Raw genomic sequence first — 19,616 nt, 5'->3', positions numbered from 1 at the left:
GAACAAGAACGCCACATCTTCGACCTCATCGGCGAAGGCCTCACCAACCGCCAGATCGGCGAACGCCTCTACCTCGCCGAAAAGACCGTCAAGAATCACATCTCCAGCATCTTCGCCAAGCTCGGCATGAGCCGCCGCACCCAGGCCGCCGCACTCGCCGCCCAGCTCAAGGCCGCCTCGAAGAAGCCCTCCGAGTAAGAAGCCCCCCGACTAGGACGTCCGCGGACGGCCTGCTCGGGTCCGAGTCAGGCGGGCCGGGGCTGCGGCACGATCGCCACCGCGCAGGGGGCATGGTGCAGCATCGCCGAGCTCGTCGCGCCCAGCAGCAGCGGGTCCAGGCCGCCCGTGCCGCGATCCCCCACCACCAGCAGATCGGCGGTCGCGGCCTCCGCCAGCAGCGCCTCGCGAGGACGCTCCAGCGTCAGCGACACCTGCACGTCGACCTGGGGAAAGCGCCGCTTCCACGGGCGGACGGCCTCGTCCAGCATCGCGGTGCGCACCTCGACGAGCCTGTCCGCGTCACTGAACAGGGGCAGTTCGTGCTCGGGGACGGCGCCGGGCTCCCAGGCCCCGTAGACCACGCGCAGGCCGCTGCCCCGGAGGGCGGCCTCCTCGATCGCGAAGCCGAGCGCCGCGTCCCCGCCCGCGGACCCGTCGACGCCGGCCACGACGCGGCCGTGCGGCCCGCGGGCCCCGCGGACCGCGATCACCGGACGGCGGGTGCGCGCCGGCAGCCGCACCGCCGTCGACCCGGTGAGCAGCCGGAACCGCTCGTGGGAGCCCACGACGATCAGCTCCGCGTCGTCGGACTCGTCGACGAGCGTCTCGGTGACGGGTTCCCGCCTGAGCAGTGTGGAGACCTTCCCGGCCGCGCCCAGTTCCCGGGCCTTGCGGGCGCCCTCGCTCAGCAGGTTCTCGCCCGCCCGCTGGATGATCGCCTCGACGCCGGCGTCCGCGTGGCCCGGCGGGTAGGGCCAGTGCCAGCAGTGGCACATGACCAGGTCGAGGTTCCGCAGCCGGGACTCCTCGACCGCCCAGCGCAGTGCCGGCTCGTTCTCGGCGGTCCCGTCGTAGCCGAACAGGATGTTCGGCCGCTGGGCCCGTGACAGTGCGACCATCGGTCCTCCCCCTTCGCCCGCGCTACGGACTCAATTTCAGGTTCGGCGGGCCGCAAACACCCGGCAGGAGCCGAAGGTCCCGGCGGCGGGAGGCCGTCCGGCGCTGCCCGTCCGGACCCGCCGGTGAGAACGTGTCAGGGCCGGGCATGCCCTGCGACGATCCGGACGACGGCGGGAGGAGACACCATGGACCGGTGGATCCTGTCCTACGACGGCTACGACCCCGGCACCGAGGGGCTGCGGGAGGCCCTGTGCACGCTGGGCAACGGCTACTTCGCCACCCGGGGCGCCTCCCCCGAGTCGTCCGCCGACGGCGTCCACTATCCGGGGACCTATGTCGCGGGCTGCTACGACCGGCTGCCGGCGGAGATGGACGGGCTGCGGACCGACAACGCCGACCTGGTCAACATGCCCAACTGGCTGCCCCTGACCTTCCGCCCGGCCGGCGGTGACTGGTTCGACCCGGACCGCGCCCGGCGCGAGGGGCGGCTGCTGTCGTACCGGCAGGAGCTCGACCTGCGGCGCGGCGTGCTGACCCGGCTGGTCCGGGTGCGCGACGACCGGGGACGCACGTCGCGGGTGGCGCAGCGCCGGATCGTGTCCATGGACGACCCCCACCTCGCCGCGCTGGAGACCACCATCGTGGCCGAGGACTGGAGCGGCCCGATCGAGATCCTGTCGGCGGTGGACGGACGCGTCGTCAACGCCGGCGTGGAGCGGTACCGCAACCTGCCCGGGGAGCACCTGGTCCACGAGGAGAGCCCCCGCCCGAACGATCCCGAACTGCTCCTGCTGCGGTCGTCGACGGTGTCCTCCAAGATCGGCGTCGCGGTGGCGGCCCGCACCCGCGTCTCCGTCCCCGCCGAGCGCGCCCGCCGCGCCGAGGGCGGCTGGACGGGCCTGGACCTCACCGCGGACGTCCGCGCAGGAGAACCGGTCACGATCGAGAAGACCGCCGCCGTGTTCACCTCGCGCGACCGCGCCATGGAGGAGCCCGCCCAGGCGGCGCTCGCGTCCGCCGCCCGCGCCGGCGGCTTCGACGCCCTTTTGGAGAGGCACACGCTCGCATGGTCCCGGCTGTGGCGGCGCTGCCAGCTCAGCGTCGACCACGTCGACGTGCAGCGCGTCCTCAACCTCCACATCTTCCACCTGCTGCAGACGGTCTCCGAGCACAGCGTCGACCTGGACGTCGGCGTCCCCGCCCGCGGCCTGCACGGGGAGGCGTACCGGGGCCACGTCTTCTGGGACGAGCTGTTCATCCTGCCGTTCCTGACCATGCGGTTCCCCGAGATCGCCCGCGCGCTGCTGATGTACCGGTGGCGGCGCCTGCCCGCGGCGCGCCGCGCGGCCGGGGACGCCGGGCACCGCGGCGCGATGTACCCGTGGCAGAGCGCGGCCGACGGCCGCGAGGAGACCCAGCGCATCCACCTCAACCCGCGTTCCGGCCGGTGGCTGCCCGACCACTCGCACCTGCAGCGCCATGTCGGGCTGACCATCGCCCACAACGTGTGGCGGTACCACGAGGCGACCGGCGACACCGAGTTCCTCGCCGAGTACGGCACCGAGATCATGCTGGAGGTCGCCCGGTTCTTCGCCGATCTCGCCGCCTACGACCGCTCCACCGACCGGTACCGGATCCGCGGCGTCATGGGCCCCGACGAGTACCACGACGCCTACCCCGGACGCGGCGACCCGGGCCTGGACGACAACGCCTACACCAACGTCCTCACCGTCTGGGTGCTGCGCCGGGCCCTGGACGCGCTCGCGATGATGCCCGAGGACCGGCGCGCGGAACTGCGGGAACGGCTCGCCCTGACCCGCGAGGAGATCACCCGCTTCGAGGACGTCGCGCGCAAGATGTACGTCCCCTTCCACGACGGCGTGATCAGCCAGTTCGACGGCTACGCCGGCCTGGCGGAACTCGACTGGGCCGGCTACCGGGAGCGCTACGGCGACATCCGCAGGCTGGACCGCATCCTCGAAGCGGAGGGCGACTCCGCCAACCGCTACAAGGCCTCCAAGCAGGCCGACGTGCTGATGCTCTACTACGTCCTGTCCCCCGGCGAACTCGACGACATCCTGCGAGAGCTCGGCTACGAGCACGGCCCTGCCCTGGACGCCAGGAACATCCGCTACTACCTGCCGCGCACCTGCGATGGCTCCACGCTCAGCTCACTCGTCCACGCCTGGATCCTCGCGCGCACCGACGGGGAGACGGCCTGGCGCATCTTCCTGGAGTCGCTGTTCAGCGACATCACCGACGCCCAGCACGGCACGACGCCCGAAGGCGTCCACCTGGGCGCCATGGCGGGCACCGTCGACCTCGTCCAGCGCTGCCACGCGGGAATCACCACCCGCGGCGGCACCCTGCACCTGGAACCGCGCCTGCCGTCGGCGATCGGTGAACTCCGCATCGGGCTCCGCTACCGGGGCCACTGGGGCATCGACCTGACCTGCCGCCAGGACATGATCCGCGTCGCGCTCCGGCCGAGCGCCGCCTCTCCCATCCGCATCTGCTACGCGGGCGACGACCTGGAACTCCAGCCGGGCGCATGCTGGGAAGGCCCGCTCCGGCAGGGAAGGACACCACCACCGGACGACTGAACACCGATGGCGACCTACGGGACGGGCCCCGCCGTACCCGCGAGGGAGAGCAGGCGGTCGGCCGCGGTCGCCGTGCCGTCGGTTTTGATCGTCGGCGCGACGGCACGTGCGGTCGGCGCGGCGTCCAGCACCCGGCCGAGGGCCTGGCGCAGGCCCTCGGCGGGCGGAACCGAAGCGCCCAGCCCGAGGTGGCGGACACGTTCCGCGTGATAGTACTGGTCGAACATCTGCGGCAGCAGCAGTTGCGGTGTCCCGGCCATGGCGGCGACGGTGGTCGTCCCGGCGCCTCCGTGATGGACGACGGCCGCCGTCCGGGGGAAGAGCGCCTGCTGGTTGACCTCGCCGACCACGAGGCAGTCGGACGCGTCGGCGGGGGCTGTCAGGTCGGCCCAGCCGCTTGAGATCACGACGCGGCGCCCGAAGGCGCGAGCCGCGTCGAGCATCGTCGCGACGATGCCTTCCGGGGCGCGCATGCTGCCGAGCCCGAAGTACACCGGCGGCTCGCCCTCGGCAAGGAACGCCTCGACTTCGCGGCTCAGCGGGCGGGTGTCGTCGAGCAGCCAGGCCCCGGTCTGCTGGACGTCCAGTCCGGGCGGGCCGGGCCACGGCGCGAGGACGGGGTCGGCCGCGAGCCACGGACGGTCGGTGAACAGGTGCGAGCGCACGTCCGCGACGGGCTCGAGGCCGAGCCGCCGGCGCTCGGCGTTCAGCGGGTCCCGCCACATCGCGTTCCAGCGCTGCTCGTCCTCGGCCCAGAGCTTCTCGGCGTCGGCCGGCCCGTCCGCAGGTCCTTGCCCGAGCATGCCGAGCACCGGCGGCGCGTGATGGGGAGAGGGCAGCGTGACCGGTGCGAACGCCGCGTACGCGTAGGGGACGCCCAGCGCCTCGGCGACCGACCGGGCCGCGATCGCCAGCGCTCCCCCGCCGACCACGGCGTCGCAGCCGTCCGCCGCCGACCGGACGGCCCGGAACTGCTCCGCGACCGTCCCCTCGATCATCCGCTGCCGCTCCCGCGGTGTCGGCACCGTCCCCGCGGCGGCCTTGGCCGTCCCCCGCAACCACGGCCCCACGGGCGCGTAGGCCACCCCGAGCGATTCCGCCCAGGCCCGAAAGTCCGGCGGCGCGCACACCACCGCGTCGTGCCCGAGCCCTCGCAGCCGCACCGCCAGCGCGATCACCGGCTGGGCCTCGCCCCGCGACCCGATCGTCGACAGCAGAACCCGCATGCCTCTCCCCCTTCCGCGCCCCGCCTTTCGGCGCGCGGGCAGCGATTCTGCCCGCCGCCCCGCCTCTTGCCGCAAGCCCCCATCCGCGCTAGACAATGAAGTGGGAGGACGGGCCACCGGCGGTCGTCCAGTCCTCGCCAACGATGCGCGAGCATTCGGGAAAGCGCCTTTGGAAGGCGGCCAGGGGCTCCGGATTCACCGTCGAACTCCAATGACCGCCCGCCTTCACCGGTTACCGGTCGAGAACCAGGCGCGGTGAGCGGCAGCGGGAGACGCACGGGAACATGGTGTTTCCGGCTGCGCGCTCGTCCTGGGTCAGCACGTAGTCGAAGTGCTCCACCTCGCCCTCGATCACGGTGGTCTCACAGGAGCCGCAGATTCCCTCCTGGCAGGAACTGGGGATCGGGACGCCGGCCTCTTCGAGGACGGAGAGCACGCTGCGGTCCGGCGGGACGTGCAGCGTGCGGCCAGATCTCCGCAGGACGACGTCGAAGGCGCCTGGTTCGTCCGGTTGAGGTTCGGTCCGTGGCTCGAAGCGTTCCGAACGCAGGTCCGGAACCCGTTCCTCCATCGCGGCCAGCAGAGATGCCGGGCCGCAGCAGTAGACGGCGAGACCGGATGGGCCCCCGACCGTCCCCGCGGCTTCGCGGGCCTCCGCCAGCGCGGCGTCCAGGTCGAGATGGCCGTACTCCTCCTGGGGCCTCACGACGACATGCTCGCCGTAGCGTCCGAGTTCCCGGAGGAAGGCCATCGATCTCCGGGTGCGGCCGCCGTACAGCAGCCGCCACGGCGCACCGGCGGCGGCGACGGCGTGGACCATGGGCAGGATCGGCGTGATGCCGATGCCGCCCGCCACGAACAGGTGGCTCCCCGCCTCGGCGAGGGGGAAGTTGTTGCGCGGGCCGTCGTAGCGGACGAGCAAGCCGGGCCGCAGCGAGTCGTGCACGTAGGCCGACCCGCCGCGGCTCGCGTCCGCGCGGAGCACGGCGATCCGCCACCGGTGGCGGTCGGCGGGGTCGCCGCACAGGGAGTACTGCCTGGTGGGGCCGTCGCCGGGGATCAGATCGATGTGCGCGCCCGGCGACCAGCGGGGCAGCGCGGCGCCGTCGGGCCGGACCAGCGTGACGGACAGGACGCCGTCGGCCTCCCAGGTCAGCGCCCGCACGAGCAGCGCGCTCATTCGACCATGAAGGCGGCCGCGTCCAGCCGGACCAGCGCGTCCTGCTCGGCGAAGGCGACGCCGACCGGGTCCTCGCCCGCCGCGACGGCGTCGATCTGCCGCTTGAGGAACCTGCGGAGCATGACGACGCCGCGGTCGGTGGTGGCCAGGTGCTCGGCGGCGTGGTCGGCGAAGTCGCCCTGGCTCTTCTGCGCCTCGTAGTCGCCGGGCATCCGCTGGTGCTCCGCGTCGTTCAGGTCCTCCCACGGCCGGCCCTCGAAGCGGGTGCGGATCCTCGCGATCGCTTCGGGGTCCCTGGTGCGGAACACCGTGTAGACGCGGAACGCCGTGTCGTCCAGGGGGACGACCCAGCCGAGCGAGTCGGCCGGGCCGAGGACGTCCAGTACCGGGTTGGGGACGATCCGCAGGTTCGGCAGCGCCACCTCGGTACGGCGCCGGTAGAGGCGCCCGTCGTCGAGGCGCCGGTCCTGGACGCTGCGGACGCCGAGATCGGTGAGCTCCCACCGGACCTCGGGCAGGACGCCCATCTCGCTGACGAACTGCACCCCGGAGAACGATCCGTGCAGGACCGGGATGTGGAACGGGTCCATCACGTTCTCGAAGTGCTGGAGCCAGTTGAAGTCGACGATGGCGGGCCCGCCCGCGCCGATGCTGCGGTCGTCGGCGACCAGCGCCTCGCCGTCCGCCAGGTCCTGGAAGATCGAGAAGCGCGGGAAGACGGGCATCCGGTCCGGCGGGCCCATGTAGGCGAAGATCAGCCCGGCCCACTCGTGCAGCGGGTACCACGGCTGGCGGACGCGGTCGCGGTGCCGCCCGCCCTCCGGCTCGCAGGGCTGGTCCAGGCAGGTGCCGTCGGCGCCGTAGAGCCACCCGTGGTAGCAGCACCGGATGCCGTCGTCCTCCACCTTGCCGTAGTAGAGCGAGGCACCGCGGTGCGCGCAGTTGGGGTGGACGAGCCCCGGTTCGCCCTTGCGGGTGCGGAACAGGATGAGGTCCTCACCGAGGATCCTGATCTTCCGCGGGGTGGTCGTGGCGTCGCCTTCCAGGGCGACCGGCTGCCAGTAGCGGCGGAACAGCTCCCCGGCCGGTGTGCCGGGCCCGACGTGCGTCAGCTCCGGGTTGTGCGTGGCCGCGGCGCGCCCGTAGGCGGTTTCCGTGGGCATGTGGACTCCTCGGGGGGGACGTTCAGGCCGAGACGGCGGTCTCGGGCCGGGCGGTGGCCTCGATGAGGCGGACCAGCTCGCCGAGCAGGCGGCGCATCAGGTCCTCGGTGACCTCGTCGGGGAGCAGGGTGCCGTCGGGGGTGAAGCGCTCGTGGGAGCGGAACACGGTGATCTCGGGCTCCACGACGACCGGTGCCTGGATGCGGTGGAGCACCTGCCGCAGGACCATCTGGCCGCGGGCGGTGCCGAACTGGGACGGGGACGCCCCGAGGATGGCGACGGGTTTGCCGCGGAGGCTGGAGTCGCCGGCGGGACGGGACGCCCAGTCCAGGGCGTTCATGAGCACCCCGGGGATGGCGGAGTTGTACTCGGGGGTGGCGATGACGACGCCGTCCGCCTCCCTGATGCGCCGGCGCAGGTCGGCGACCGGGGCGGGGACGTCGTCGCGCTCGCGGTCCTGGTCGAAGAGGGGCAGTGCCCGCAGGCCGCCGTAGATGTCGACGGTGACGCCGGGCGGGGCCATGACGCGGAGCGCGCGGAGCAGCCCGCTGTTGTGGGAGGTACGGCGCAGGCTGCCGGACAGGGCGAGGATGTCGAGAGTCATGGTCCGGCCCGTCACCGCGCCGCACCGGACGGGTGGACGTCGTAGGAGATGCGTCCCGCGGGCAGGTAGAACAGCGCGATCAGGGCACCGCCGCGGGCCTCCGGATAGTGGTGGCTACCGGGTTCGGGGGCGGTCCAGCCCGCACCCTGCCAGCCGCGGGGGCCGAGGAGTTCGGCGCCGGGGCCGATGGGCACGACCAGGTTGACCTCGCCGTACGGATGCGCGTGGTACTGCCCCCGGTAGCGGGCCACGCTGTCCATGTAGACGGCGGTGATGCTGAAGTAGCAGGTCTCTTCCGAGGGCGGGGCGACGAGACCGCGCCGGTAGCGCGGGCCGTCGATCTCGGTGTCGGCCGCCCAGCCCTCTTCGAGGACTCCGGCCTTGATCAGCCTCGACAATTCGTCGTAGAGCTCGGTCCCCGCCGAATAGGTGGTGTTCAGCCAGGATTCGAGTTCCTTCCCGGCGGTGCGGTTCTTGATCTCATTGAGGAACGGAATGCTCCGCTCGATGAGCGCGCGCCTACTGTCCATCGCCATCCTTCACAGGAGCCAGTGGTGACTGGAACGGGGTGACGGTCCTCGCCCTCGGGAGCCGGACGCGGCACCGTCGCGGACGAGCCTCACACATGGTTTCGTTACAGTCAATAGCTGTAACCTAACTCCGGGAGACCCGCCCGGCCCCGGCTATCCTTGGCGCCGGAGGTGCACAGATGAGCCACAGCGACCGGGACGCCCCCGGCCGGAAACCCCGGGGCGGAGCCGCCGGCGCCCGGTCGTCGCGCGCCGGCGGCCGCCCCCGCGACCCCGCGATCGAGCACGCCATCATCGAGGCCGCGCGCAAGCGCCTCGCCAGCGACGGCTACTCCCAGATGACCATCGGCGACATCGCCGCCGACGCGGGCGTCACCCGCCCTACGCTCTACCGCCGCTGGGCGTCCAAGTACGACCTGGTCGTCGACGCGCTCAAATACGGGCTGCGCCAGCAGCGCGAGGCATATCCCGCCATCGACTGGGACCGGCTGGAACCGGTCGAGGCGTTCAAAGAGGCCGTGCGCCGCCTCGACCCGCGCTACAACAACAAAGCCGCGATGGCCCTTCACGCGAACTTCATGGCCGAGGCCGACCGGGAACCGGGGCTGCTGGAACAGCTGCGCGAGCACGGCGTCGGGCCGCGCTGCGAGGAACTGCTCACGACGCTCCACCTGCTCAGGGAACGGGGCGCGGTACGCCCGGACGCCGATCTCGACATCGTCGTGACCATGTGCTTCGGCAGCTTCTTCGGGGACTACCTCCGCACGGGCGAGAGCCCGGGCACCGATTTCGCCGACCGCATCGTCGACACCCTGTGGCCCGCGATCGCCAGTACGGACCGCGACGGCCCCGCCGGGAACGCCGCGCACGGCTGAGCCCGGCTACTCGCCGCTCGCGGCCGTCCCCGCCGGAGCCGCGATCGGCGCCGTCCCCCGCTCCTTCCGCGCGTTCGGGTAGGCGTACGGCCCGAGCAGCAGGAAGAGGAACGCGGTGGCCACGAGGGCGCCGCCGCAGAGGTAGAACGCCGGGCCGTAACCGCCGAGCCGGTCGTAGACCACGGCGAACAGGAGCCCGCCCGCGCTGGCGCCGAGCACGAAGATCGCGAACATGGCCCCGTAGATCTGCCCGAAGCTGCGCAGCCCGAAGTACCGGCTCGTGAGATAGCCGGCCAGGTCCACTTCGAGGCCGATGGCCAGGCCGAGGCAGACGGCGCCGAGGACGGGCGAGGCGCCGGTGCCGATCAGCACGAAGGCCACCACGGGGACGAGCTGCTGGACGAACGCGACGCGGGGCCCGTGGAACCGGTCCAGCAGCAATCCGGCGACCGGCCGTCCGACGAGCGAGGCGATGCCGACGGGGATGAGGACGGCCGCCGCCGCCGAGCCCGTCATGCCCCTGTCCGTCAGCAGCGGGACGAGATGCGTCATGCTGCCGTTCAGGGAGACCGAGGCGGTGAAGGTGCCCGCCGCGAGGATCCAGAACGACCGCATGCGCAGCGCCCGGCCGCGTTCGATCCCCGGGGCCTCGCCCGCCGGCCGCGCGCCTTGCGCCGTGCGGGTCGCGTCCCCCGCGAGCGATCGGCGCTCCCGCGCGGTCGGCTCCCGGATGACCAGGATCCAGGGAGGCAGCGCGACGACCAGCAGGAGCACCGCCAGCCCCGCGTAGGCTCCCCGCCAGCCCACGTGGTCGATGAGGAACTGCGTGTACTGCGGTATCAGCGAGGTGCCCAGCCCGATGCCGCAGACGGCGATGCCGATCGCCAGCCCTCGCCGCGCGTCGAACCATCCGGCGACGGCCTTGGTGTAGGCGGGCGGCTGCTGGGCCGCGCCGAGCAGGGAGACCAGCATCGAGATGGCGTAGAACACCGGCAGCGAGTCCGGTGTCAGCGAGAGCAGCGCGACGCTGCCGGCGAAGGGCACGAGCGCCGGGATCATCACCCGGCGCAGCCCGAACCGGTCGATGAGGTAGCCGAAGAGCAGGACGCCGAGCGCGGCCACCGGCCCCGCGAGGCTCTTCGCGCCGCTGACCTCGGTGCGGCTCCAGCCGAGGTCGTCGCCGAGTTCCTTCATGAACAGGCCGACGGTCTGCAGGACGAGGGGTGAGGCGCTCACGGTCAGCGCCGCGGTACTCCCCCAGACCACCAGCCACGATCGTGTTGTGAGGTTCATGGACGCCACGAGATTCTCCCGTCGCCAGAAGTGATGAAGACCTCGCCTGGAGGACCGGTCCTGCGGCGTGGTGCGCGCTCATCCTGCTGGGGAGATTAGTTACAGTCAAGAGTTGTAACGGAACTTGCCGCCCGAAACCCATCTGGCGCCACGACCTCGCAAGACACCCCGGATTGAGTTTCGTTACAAGTATTGACTGTAACTAATTCGCGTGGCAGCATCCCCTCGACCTACCGACCGGGCGAGAGGATGACCCTTGGACGTCCATGAAGCGCTCTACACCACGCGGATGATGCGCCGGATGCGGCCCGACCCCGTCCCGCTGGAGACGCAGTGCCGCATCCTCGACGCGGCCATCCGCGCGCCCAACGGGGGCAACACGCAGCGCTGGCACTTCCTGGCCATCGACGACCCGGACCACAAGGCGAGGCTCGCCGAGCTCTACCGCGAGTGCCGGGAACTGGAGTACCGGGACATCGCGGCGGGCGGCCTGGGCAGGACGGTCCAGGGCGAGGACGCCGGCCACACCGAGACCATGCGGAAGATCAAGGCGTCCGGCGCGTACTTCACCGACCACTTCGAGGAGATCCCGCTCCTGATCTTCGTGTTCGCCATCGACGACCACGGCGGCGCGAACATCTACCCGGCGATCTGGAGCGCGTTCCTCGCCGCGCGGGCCGAAGGCGTCGGCGGCGTCATGAGCACCGTCCTCCGCTATGCCGAGGACACCGTCACGGACATGCTGGGCGTGCCCGTGGAGCAGGGGTGGCGGATGACGGCGATGCTGGCCTTCGGCTACCCGCTGGGCCGGTGGGGCGTCGCGGCCAACCGCCGCCCCGTGCACGAGGTGGCCTCCCGCAACCACTGGAGCCACCCCTTCGGAGCCGAGGTCCACGAACCCTTGTGGAGCGCCCCCGCGGAGGCTTCGGCAGAAGCGCCGCTCAACGGCGCCTGAAGCCGTTGGTCATCGGCCCAATGGCCTCAGTGGCCGGGCCGATGCCAACGTCCTCGAACCGTCGAACTCATGACGCCTGGGCCGTGCTCTCAGTGAGCCGCGGCGCCGCAGCGTCCGCCGGATTACCGCGCCCGGTGCCCTACTCCACGACCGGCTCGGGGCCCGCCGCCCGTTCGGCGGGACGGTAGCGCTCCTTGCGGGTCTTGGCGCCGATGAGGCGCATCTGGGTGAGCAGCATCCACCGGTCGAGGCGCCGCGGGACAAGGCGCGCCGAGGCACGGACCAGCGCCGCCATGCGGTCGAAGTGGCGCTGCTCGCGCGCGGACCACTCGATGTCGAAGCGGCTCCGGACGGCCTCGGGCAGGCAGCCGATCGCCACCAGCGTGCCCAGCGGCCGCAGGACCGGCCGCGCCGCCCGGATGGCCGGGGACGGCACGAACGGGACCGCGCCGATGCCGTCCGTGCGGGCGATCTCGATGGACCGGGCCGCGGGAGCGGTCATCTCCAGGCGCTCGGCGCAGAACGCGTCGAAGGTCTCCCCGAAGGCGGCGTAGTCGGACGGAACCGGGCGCATGCTCACGCCGTACCGGGCGTACCAGGCGACCGTCTCGGCGTACAGGCGCTCGCGGTCGGCCGCGGTCAGCGCACCGGCCGGGAAGAACAGCTCGGCCGTCCGGAACATGTGCCAGGTGAAGGTGGCGTGCGCCCACCAGAACGTCTCGGGGTCCAGAGCATGGAACCTGCGGCCCGAAGAGTCGACGCCCTTGATGTCGAGGTGCAGGTCGCGGATCCGGCGGGCGCGCTCGGGCCCGTCCGGCCCGAAGATCGTGGCCCAGATCTGCGGGACCGACCGCCAGATCCTGCCGAACGGGTCGTCGAGGAAGCCGGACTGCTCGGCCACGGCCGTCCCCAGCGGCGGGTACATCAGCTGCAGCAGTCCGGTGGCGCCGCCGGAGAGCGCCGCCCGCGAGTCACCGGCGATCCGCCACAGCAGCGACCGCGGGCCGATGGGCTCCGCGTCCGGCGCGGACCGGTCGTCGAGGTGCTCCGATGCCGCCATGCCGACCTCCTTCGGCACGCGACAATGACACGCCGATGTTGCCTATGTCTACGGCACGCTGCCGCAAATGTTCGCCGAGGCCGACGGCCCCGAAATGATCATCCGGCTGCTCGCCGCGCTGCCGCGCCGGGCGTGGGCCGACCCGGTGCTGCCCGTCCCACGTCACCACCGCGGTTGCGCAACAGGGTGGCCGGTGGTGGACCGATGCGCCGCAGCCGGTCCCCGAGTGGCCGGTTCATGGCAAAGTGGCGGAATGCCTGGCGCGCGGTACGGGATGGATGCGCCCTATGGGTTCAGCTTCGTGGGCTTGGTCGTGCTGGGGTTCTGGGTGACCGGACTGGTGATGGCGGTCACCGCCGATCTCGCCGCCGCGCTGCCCGCACTGGTCTCCGGCACCCTGCTGGCGGGATGCCTGGCCCTGAGCCTGCACGCCACCCTGCGCGGCAAGTTCCTGGTCTGGCGGGACGTGCTGGACGAACTGGACCTGCGTGGCGACGAACGGCTGCTCGACCTCGGCTGCGGACGCGGCGCCGTCCTGCTGGCCGCCGCCCGGCGCCTCCCGCGGGGCCGGGCGGTCGGCGTGGACCTGTGGCGCGGACGCGACCAGTCCGGCAACTCCCCGGCGGCGACCCTTCGCAACGCCCGCGCCGAGGGCGTCGCCGACCGCGTTCACGTGCAGGGCGGCGACCTGCGCAGACTCCCGTACGCGGAGGAGAGCTTCGACCTGGTCGTGTCCAGCCTGACCGTCCACACCATCTTCGGCACCGAGGCACGCGCCCGAGCGATCGCCGAGGCGTACCGGGTGCTGCGGCCGGGCGGCCGCCTGCTGATCGCCGACCTGGCGCGGACCCCCCGCGAGTACGCCGCGGTGCTGGCCCGGTTGGACGCCGAGGACATCCGCGTGCGCGGCCTCGGCTGGCGCGCGTGGTGGGGCAGCCCATGGGTTCCGACCCGCCTGCTCACCGCCCGCAAACCGGCCACCCCCTGAACAGCGGACGTCCCGGTCCGCATGATCACGGTCCCGGGCATCCGGCCGGTTCAGTAAGGGAGGCCCTCGGATGCGGCGCGGAGCGCCGCGTGCAGGCGGGCGGTGAGTTCCGCGGGCGGCGCGTCGGCCCGGTCGGCGAACTCGGCGGCGAAGTCCTCCGCGGCCGCCCGCAGGGCGCCGTTGAGCGTGGCGGCGTGCACCTTCACCCGGAGATCGTCAGGCTCCCCGCCGGCGCGCCGGGCGAGGAGCTCGGCGAGCACGGGCAGCGCGTCGTCGTGAGCCTGCAGCCAGACGACCCGCAGGCTCGGTTCCCTGCGGGTCAGGCGGAGCAGGTCGAGGACGACGGGCTCGGCGATCGGCAGATCGCCGCGGTCGGCGGCCCCGGCGATGTACTCCAGGAGCGAGGTGCCCTCCGGCCAGTGCCGGAGCGCCTCGACGGCGGTGTCGAGCCCGGCCGCGAGCAAGGGGCGTACACAGCTTTCCTTGCTGGGGAAATAGCGCCAGAGGGTGCGGGCGGAAATGCCCACCGCCTCGGCGATCTGCTCGCCGGTGGTGTGGGCGACGCCGTTGGCGGTGAACAGCCGTACCGCCTCGCGGGCGATCTCAGACCGGAGGGCTGCCTTGCGCCGTTCCACGTACGACGGCTTGGGCCGAGGAGGCAGCGCCTCTGCCGCCGTGCCCGGCGCCGGGTCGTGCACCGCTGTCCACCGTCCTCGCCTTTTCGGAAGGCTCAGGATAGCCAACCCAGAAATTGACTCACACAGACACCTTGTCATTCAGTGACATCCACTCTACCCTCCCGTGCAGTGACCGATGAGTAACAAGGGTGGGACTGGCTCTGCAGCAGGGGGCTGTGCCACGTGAAGCCGCACCACCCGTTCAGGAGATCCCCCATGCCCATCAGCAGGCGCACTTTCCTCGCCGGCGCGGCCGCCGGCGCGGCGACCCTCGGAACGGCGCGCGCCGCCGGCGCGGCAACGGTGACGGCGTCCCCCTCGCGCGTCCGGCTCGTCAGGGAGGAGCACCGGGCGGTCGTCATCGGCTCGGGGTTCGGCGGCGGTGTGGCCGCGCTCCGTCTCGCGCAGGCGGGAGTGCCGGTGACCGTCCTCGAACGCGGACGGCGGTGGCCCACCGGGCCGAACGCCCGCACTTTCCCGACGCTGTCGACCCTGGACCGGCGGGCGATCTGGCACGGCACCATCCCGGAGGCGCTCCGGTCCCTCGCACGACTCGCCGGCCGGCCCCTCGGCCTCGATCCCTACGTCGGGTTGCTGGAGCCCGTCGCCGGGGAGAACATTCTCGCGGTCTGCGCGGCCGGTGTCGGCGGCGGCTCCCTCGTCTACCAGGGCATGACCCTGCAACCCTCCGAAGAGCTCTTCCACGCCTGCCTGCCCGAGGGCCTGGACTACCGCCGGATGAACGCGGTCCACTATCCGAGGGTCGCGCGAATGCTGCGCGCGGCGACCGCGCCCGACGAGTTGATCACGTCGCCGAACTACGCCGCCGCGCGCGTCTTCGCCGGGCGCGTCCGTGCGGCGGGCTACGGACTGAGCAAGATCCCGATGCCCATCGACTGGAACTACGCCCTCGCCGAACTCCGCGGGGAGATGGCGTCCTCGTACACGAACGGAGACTGCGCGCTCGGCGTCAACAACGGCGGCAAGCACTCCGTCGATGTCACCTACATCCGCCAGGCCGAACTCACCGGCAGAGTGACCGTCCACACCCATCACCACGTGACCGGCGTGGCCCGCACCAAGGACGGACGCTGGCAGGTCCACGTCGACCGCACAGACGATGCGGGTGAAGTACTGGAGCAGAAGGTGCTCACCACCCGCGCCCTGATCATGGCGGCCGGCAGTCTCAACACCAGCAAACTCCTCGTGCGGGCCGCCGCGACGGGCGCCGTTCCGGACATGCCGGACCGCCTCGGCGAGGACTGGGGCACCAACGGCGACCGCATCTACGCCTGGACGAATCTCCAGGAGGACTTCGGCAAGGAACAGGGCGGCCCGGTCGTCTACGGCAGCAAGGACTGGGCCTCGTCCGCCACGGCCAACACCGTCATCCAGGCGTCGATCCCCCCACTGGGCATCAACACCAGGACGACCATGCTGGTCGGCTACGGCGTGAGTCCCGATCGCGGCCACTTCCGGTACGACGGGCAGAAAGACGCCGTCTCCCTCGTCTGGCCCCGCGAGGGCGACGACGCGGTGCGCCGAGCGATTCATCAGCGGATCACCCGGCTCGCCCAGGGGCCGGGGGCGGTCACCGACACCAACGCCATCGTCAACAGCACCTGGCACCCGCTCGGCGGCGCCTCGATGGGCGCCGTCTGCGACCTCGACGGCAGAGTCCTGGGCCAGCGCGGGCTCTACGTGCTCGACGGCGCCTTGATCCCCGGCAACACGGCGGCATGCAACCCCTCCATGACCATCGCGGCCGTCGCCGAACGCGCCATGGAATCCCTTGCCGCCGAAGATGTCGGCACCATCATCTGAGCCGGGCACCCCACCGAACGGCGAGTTCCCGACGGCGCCGGCCCGGTTCCCCACATCACCCGCCGGTGGAGTCATATGGGGAGGGCAGGGCAAGTAACGGAACGTGACCGAGTGGGAGCACCAGTGCCTCGAAGCCGCCGGCCTCGCCGGTGACTCGGACGGTCCGGACGCATGACGGTCCTCCGGAGCGACGGCTACGTCCGGCTGCGCGACTACGCGGTGATCGGGGACGGGCGGAGCGCAGCGCTGATCGCCGCCGACGGGTCCGTGGACTGGCTGGGGACGCCGGACCTGGACTCCCCTTCGGTATTCGCCGCCGTCCTGGACCCCGCCCGGGGCGGCTGCTTCCAGCTTGAGCCGGCGGAGCCCTTCACGGTCGCGCGCCGGTACCTGCCCGGCACGAACGTCCTGGAGACCACCTTCACCACCGGACGCGGCAGTGTGCGGGTCACCGACTCGCTGACCCTGGAGGGCACCGGGACGCTGGGGCCGATGCGGGAGCTACAGCGGCGCCTGGACGGGGTGGCCGGGACCGTGCCGTTGCGCTGGAGCGTGCGGCCGCGGTTCGGTTACGGCGCCCGCCGGCCGCGGATCAGGTGGCGCGCCGGTGTGCCGGTGGTGGCGTCCGGCGCGGACGCGCTGGCGGTCTGCGGCTGGGACGCGGGTGAGCCGGAATGCGCCGACGGGACGATCAGCGGGCGCCTCGAACTCGAACGAGGAGGCCGGGCCCTGCTGGCCCTGTCGTTCGCGCACCAGGAGCCGCTCGTCCTGCCGACCCGGTCCGAATGCGACGCGCGCATGGAGCACACCGTCGCGGCCTGGCGGGGCTGGGCGCGGGAACGCGCGTACGAGGGCAGGTGGCGCGACGCCGTCCTGCGCAGCGCGCTGGCGCTCAAACTGCTGATCTTCGCGCCCTCCGGGGCGATCGCCGCCGCGGCGACGACGTCGCTACCGGAAGAGATCGGGGGCGTGCGCAACTGGGACTACCGCTTCTCCTGGGTCCGCGACTCGGTGTTCACCCTCCACGCGCTCCTGCGGCTGGGCTGCTCCGCCGAGGCGGACGCCTACTTCTGGTGGCTCATGCACGCCACCCAGCTCACGCATCCTCGGCTGCGGGTCCTCTACCGGCTGGACGGCGGCGGCCGCACCCCGGAACGCACGCCGCCCCTGCGGGGATACCGCGATTCCGCGCCGGTGCGGATCGGCAACGCGGCGGGCACCCAGATCCAGCTGGACACCTACGGTGAGCTGCTGCAGACCGCCTGGCTCTACGCAGGTGCCGCCGGACGACTGGACACCGACCTCGCCCGGCGGCTGGCCGAGCTGGCCGACTTCGTCTGCGATGCCTGGCAGGAGACGGACTCGGGCATCTGGGAGGTGCGCAGCGCTCCCCTGCACTTCACACACTCGAAGATGATGTGCTGGGTGGCCCTCGACCGGGCCGTCGACCTGTCCGAGCGCGGGCTGATCCCAGGCCGCGGTTCGGGCCGCTGGCAGCGCAACCGCACCCAGATACGCGACTTCGTCGAGACGCGCTGCTTCTCCCCCGGTCGCGGCTGCTACACGCGTTCCGCCGGGAGCCCGGAACTGGACGCCGCCGTCCTGCTCGGCCTCCTGCACGGCTACGCGCGGCCCGATGACCGCCGTATGCGCGCCACGGTGGACGCCGTCGGACGGGAGCTGCGGCACGGCCCGTTCGTCGACCGGTACTCCGGCGAGGACGGGCTGGCCGGCACCGAGGGCGCGTTCCTGGCCTGTTCCTTCTGGCTGGCCGAGTGCCTCGCCCGGACCGGGCGCCTCGACCAGGCCATCACGTTGATGGACGACCTGGTCGGGCTGGCCAACGATGTCGGCCTGTACGCCGAGGAGATCGACCCGGGCACCGGCGCCTTCCTGGGCAACCTGCCCCAGGGGCTGAGCCACCTGGCGTTGATCAATGCCGCGTGCGCCATCACCTCGGCCGCCGGGGAGGCGGCGGCGTGAACGCGTGGGGTACCGCCGCGGGCGCCTTCGCCGGGACGCTGGTGCTGACCACCGTGCTGCGGGCCGCCGGCGAGTTCAGGCTGACCCGGATGGACCTGCCGTTCCTGCTCGGCACCGCCGTGACCGCGAACCGAGCCCACGCCAAGGCGATCGGTTACCTCATGCACTTCGCCAACGGCGAGGTGTTCGCGTTCGTCTACTACGCCGTCTTCCTCGCGATCGGCCACGCCGGCTGGTGGCTCGGGGCGCTCTTCGGCCTGGTGCACGGCACGTTCGCCGGCACGGCGCTGGTGAACATCCTGCTGCCGCTGATACACCCCCGGATGGGGAACCCGCTGACCTGCGCTCCCAAGGTCGCCCTGCTGGAACCTCCGGGCTTCCTCATGCTGAACTACGGGCCGAGCACACCGCTGGTCACCGTCCTCGCCCATGCGGGCTTCGGTGCCATCGTCGGCGGCTTCACCTCACTCGATCCCCACGGATGACCGAGTTCGTCACCGATCTCTAGCAATTCAGGGCCGACCAACATAGCTCGCCGTTTCCAGGCTCAGAACTCCGCTCGCCGCACTGGTCACCCCGACGGTAGTGTCAGCACGGCTGGACGGTGCGGCGCACGTTCCCACAGACCCTACGCTGCCCCGCCTCTAGGTGCGGCCAGCTTTTGCACGATGCAAACGAGCCGACCGCAAGTGCAATGTGAAGGCGATCCAGGCTGATGAAGATCAATGACTATTGGGAAGAATACGTGTACACCGAGGCGCCACTGGCCGGCTTGGAGCGTCGAGATGACTCGATTGTCTTCGAGTGGCTTCATGAGCACCTCCCCGTCGGCCATGCCAAGATTGACTGGAGCAAGGTGCAGGGTGTGCACGCTCACCGGAGGGCGGGCAACGATACGGAGCTGGGCCTCATGGCCGTTCAAGAAGTCTGCAGGCGCATTCAGCCCGGCGCGATGGTCGAGCATGCGGGTGATGGGCTATCGCGCGCAGGAGTCCGTTTCGGCGAAGTAGATGCCGCCGCAGTCGTCGGTGCGCTACTGGAGATACCGGAGCATCACTATTTTCTCGCCGGTGATCGCTCGTGGCTAGTGGTCGTCACCACCGAAGGCGACCTCGACACCCTGGATCGTCCAGCAAGCTGAGCCACCTTTCATATCTTTCGCCAAAACCCGGGCGACGGCCATCACCTGGCCGCCCTCCCGCGCCTCCTCGAGAGTGGCCGGGTCGCGGCCGGCTGCTGCCATGGAGGCCGCAATGGCATGTGGCGGCGTTGGCTGATGGGGGGGTAATCCACTTGCCTAAGCCTCGATCCACCGATGGTGTATCGAGGTCGATCTCTCGGTCTTTTCGGGAGGACGGTTGAGTTGTCGGCCGCCCGCGGGCAGGGGTGATCGGCTGGTCTGCCCAGCTTTTCCACGTGTTCGGTTCCGGTCGGGCCCTGGCGGGCGGTGGATAACGGCAGGTCAGCGGCTGTCGGGTGGGGCGTGGAGGGTGGTGAACAACTGCCGCCAGGCGTCGGCCCAGGGCCAGTTGCGGG

General features: G+C 71.7%; 18 protein-coding genes. 9 read left to right on the top strand and 9 right to left on the bottom strand.

Translation table 11 applies throughout. The annotated features are described in order from the left end of the window. Positions 1-198, top strand: a 198-nt coding sequence (locus tag CHF16_RS38425; protein WP_143228332.1) for a response regulator transcription factor, incomplete at its 5' end; no start/stop codon positions are given. A 47-nt stretch (positions 199-245) separates the two neighbouring features. Here the strand turns inward: CHF16_RS38425 and CHF16_RS38420 are convergent. Beyond that, positions 246-1,118 (bottom strand): universal stress protein, encoded by an 873-nt coding sequence (locus CHF16_RS38420; RefSeq protein WP_089331126.1) that lies wholly within the window; start codon positions 1,116-1,118, stop codon positions 246-248. Positions 1,119-1,304: 186 nt separating this feature from the next. Here CHF16_RS38420 and CHF16_RS38415 point away from each other — a divergent pair, with 186 nt between their 5' ends. Then, on the top strand, positions 1,305-3,722 hold the full coding sequence (locus CHF16_RS38415; protein ID WP_089331125.1) for a glycoside hydrolase family 65 protein: 2,418 nt from the start codon (positions 1,305-1,307) through the stop codon (positions 3,720-3,722). Positions 3,723-3,736: 14 nt separating this feature from the next. On the opposite strand, the gene CHF16_RS38410 is transcribed toward CHF16_RS38415, so the two are convergent. The 5 genes from CHF16_RS38410 to CHF16_RS38390 all read right to left on the bottom strand — a co-directional run bounded on the left by CHF16_RS38410 (position 3,737) and on the right by CHF16_RS38390 (position 8,425). Continuing rightward, positions 3,737-4,948 carry a glycosyltransferase gene (locus CHF16_RS38410; RefSeq protein ID WP_089331124.1) on the bottom strand — a complete coding sequence of 404 codons (1,212 nt, stop codon included), beginning with the start codon at positions 4,946-4,948 and terminating at the stop codon, positions 3,737-3,739. Positions 4,949-5,180: 232 nt separating this feature from the next. After that, positions 5,181-6,128, bottom strand: a complete 948-nt coding sequence (locus CHF16_RS38405) for a PDR/VanB family oxidoreductase (RefSeq protein ID WP_089331123.1) — start codon at positions 6,126-6,128, stop codon at positions 5,181-5,183. Continuing rightward, positions 6,125-7,291, bottom strand: coding sequence for a Rieske 2Fe-2S domain-containing protein (locus CHF16_RS38400; RefSeq protein ID WP_089331122.1), 1,167 nt, complete (start codon positions 7,289-7,291; stop codon positions 6,125-6,127). The genes CHF16_RS38405 and CHF16_RS38400 overlap by 4 nt, the downstream gene beginning before the upstream one ends. Before the next feature lie 22 nt (positions 7,292-7,313). Next, positions 7,314-7,895, bottom strand: a complete 582-nt coding sequence (locus tag CHF16_RS38395; protein WP_089331121.1) for an NADPH-dependent FMN reductase — start codon at positions 7,893-7,895, stop codon at positions 7,314-7,316. An 11-nt stretch (positions 7,896-7,906) separates the two neighbouring features. Further along, positions 7,907-8,425, bottom strand: a complete 519-nt coding sequence (locus CHF16_RS38390; protein ID WP_089331120.1) for a 4-hydroxylaminobenzoate lyase — start codon at positions 8,423-8,425, stop codon at positions 7,907-7,909. 179 nt (positions 8,426-8,604) lie between these two features. Between CHF16_RS38390 and CHF16_RS38385 the strand changes: the two genes are divergently transcribed. After that, positions 8,605-9,300: a TetR/AcrR family transcriptional regulator gene (locus CHF16_RS38385; protein WP_089331119.1), complete on the top strand. Its 696-nt coding sequence runs from the start codon at positions 8,605-8,607 to the stop codon at positions 9,298-9,300. 6 nt (positions 9,301-9,306) lie between these two features. Here CHF16_RS38385 and CHF16_RS38380 read toward each other — a convergent pair whose 3' ends face one another. Continuing rightward, complete coding sequence (locus CHF16_RS38380; RefSeq protein WP_179271922.1) at positions 9,307-10,566, bottom strand: MFS transporter; 1,260 nt, start codon at positions 10,564-10,566, stop codon at positions 9,307-9,309. Positions 10,567-10,849: 283 nt separating this feature from the next. On the opposite strand from CHF16_RS38380, the gene CHF16_RS38375 reads away from it, so the two are divergent. Beyond that, entirely contained in the window at positions 10,850-11,548 is a 699-nt protein-coding gene (locus CHF16_RS38375) for a nitroreductase family protein (protein ID WP_089331117.1), read from the top strand. Positions 11,549-11,687: 139 nt separating this feature from the next. Here CHF16_RS38375 and CHF16_RS38370 read toward each other — a convergent pair whose 3' ends face one another. Then, positions 11,688-12,608: an oxygenase MpaB family protein gene (locus tag CHF16_RS38370; protein ID WP_089331116.1), complete on the bottom strand. Its 921-nt coding sequence runs from the start codon at positions 12,606-12,608 to the stop codon at positions 11,688-11,690. A gap of 301 nt (positions 12,609-12,909) precedes the next feature. Here CHF16_RS38370 and CHF16_RS38365 point away from each other — a divergent pair, with 301 nt between their 5' ends. Then, positions 12,910-13,596: a class I SAM-dependent methyltransferase gene (locus CHF16_RS38365; RefSeq protein WP_218827036.1), complete on the top strand. Its 687-nt coding sequence runs from the start codon at positions 12,910-12,912 to the stop codon at positions 13,594-13,596. A gap of 50 nt (positions 13,597-13,646) precedes the next feature. Here the strand turns inward: CHF16_RS38365 and CHF16_RS38360 are convergent, their stop codons facing one another. Continuing rightward, positions 13,647-14,294, bottom strand: coding sequence for a TetR/AcrR family transcriptional regulator (locus tag CHF16_RS38360; protein WP_218827035.1), 648 nt, complete (start codon positions 14,292-14,294; stop codon positions 13,647-13,649). Positions 14,295-14,489: 195 nt separating this feature from the next. Between CHF16_RS38360 and CHF16_RS38355 the strand changes: the two genes are divergently transcribed. From CHF16_RS38355 to CHF16_RS38340, 4 genes are all read left to right on the top strand, one after another. Next, the gene (locus CHF16_RS38355) at positions 14,490-16,097 is read left to right on the top strand and encodes a GMC oxidoreductase (protein ID WP_089331113.1); all 1,608 of its coding nucleotides are present in this window, start codon (positions 14,490-14,492) and stop codon (positions 16,095-16,097) included. Positions 16,098-16,268: 171 nt separating this feature from the next. After that, positions 16,269-18,080 (top strand): glycoside hydrolase family 15 protein, encoded by a 1,812-nt coding sequence (locus tag CHF16_RS38350; protein WP_089331112.1) that lies wholly within the window; start codon positions 16,269-16,271, stop codon positions 18,078-18,080. Next, entirely contained in the window at positions 18,077-18,565 is a 489-nt protein-coding gene (locus CHF16_RS38345; RefSeq protein WP_089331127.1) for a hypothetical protein, read from the top strand. The genes CHF16_RS38350 and CHF16_RS38345 overlap by 4 nt, the downstream gene beginning before the upstream one ends. A gap of 230 nt (positions 18,566-18,795) precedes the next feature. Next, positions 18,796-19,221, top strand: a complete 426-nt coding sequence (locus CHF16_RS38340) for a hypothetical protein (RefSeq protein WP_089331111.1) — start codon at positions 18,796-18,798, stop codon at positions 19,219-19,221. The last annotated feature ends 395 nt before the right edge of the window (positions 19,222-19,616 follow it).

Origin of the sequence: Actinomadura meyerae (assembly GCF_900188445.1) — a bacterium.
GTDB lineage: Bacteria > Actinomycetota > Actinomycetes > Streptosporangiales > Streptosporangiaceae > Spirillospora > Spirillospora meyerae.
The sequence above is the reverse complement of the archived record's forward strand: the minus strand, read 5'-3'. Positions and strand labels throughout refer to the sequence as shown.

Excerpts from the sequence above, each read along its gene's own strand:
- CHF16_RS38400 (WP_089331122.1), bottom strand. The coding sequence starts at position 7,291 with ATGCCCACGGAAACCGCCTACGGGCGCGCCGCGGCCACGCACAACCCG.
- CHF16_RS38395 (WP_089331121.1), bottom strand. The coding sequence starts at position 7,895 with ATGACTCTCGACATCCTCGCCCTGTCCGGCAGCCTGCGCCGTACCTCC.
- CHF16_RS38350 (WP_089331112.1), top strand. The coding sequence starts at position 16,269 with ATGACGGTCCTCCGGAGCGACGGCTACGTCCGGCTGCGCGACTACGCG.
- CHF16_RS38415 (WP_089331125.1), top strand. The coding sequence starts at position 1,305 with ATGGACCGGTGGATCCTGTCCTACGACGGCTACGACCCCGGCACCGAG.
- CHF16_RS38355 (WP_089331113.1), top strand. The coding sequence starts at position 14,490 with ATGCCCATCAGCAGGCGCACTTTCCTCGCCGGCGCGGCCGCCGGCGCG.
- CHF16_RS38390 (WP_089331120.1), bottom strand. The coding sequence starts at position 8,425 with ATGGACAGTAGGCGCGCGCTCATCGAGCGGAGCATTCCGTTCCTCAAT.
- CHF16_RS38405 (WP_089331123.1), bottom strand. The coding sequence starts at position 6,128 with ATGAGCGCGCTGCTCGTGCGGGCGCTGACCTGGGAGGCCGACGGCGTC.
- CHF16_RS38420 (WP_089331126.1), bottom strand. The coding sequence starts at position 1,118 with ATGGTCGCACTGTCACGGGCCCAGCGGCCGAACATCCTGTTCGGCTAC.
- CHF16_RS38370 (WP_089331116.1), bottom strand. The coding sequence starts at position 12,608 with ATGGCGGCATCGGAGCACCTCGACGACCGGTCCGCGCCGGACGCGGAG.
- CHF16_RS38410 (WP_089331124.1), bottom strand. The coding sequence starts at position 4,948 with ATGCGGGTTCTGCTGTCGACGATCGGGTCGCGGGGCGAGGCCCAGCCG.
- CHF16_RS38385 (WP_089331119.1), top strand. The coding sequence starts at position 8,605 with ATGAGCCACAGCGACCGGGACGCCCCCGGCCGGAAACCCCGGGGCGGA.
- CHF16_RS38340 (WP_089331111.1), top strand. The coding sequence starts at position 18,796 with ATGAAGATCAATGACTATTGGGAAGAATACGTGTACACCGAGGCGCCA.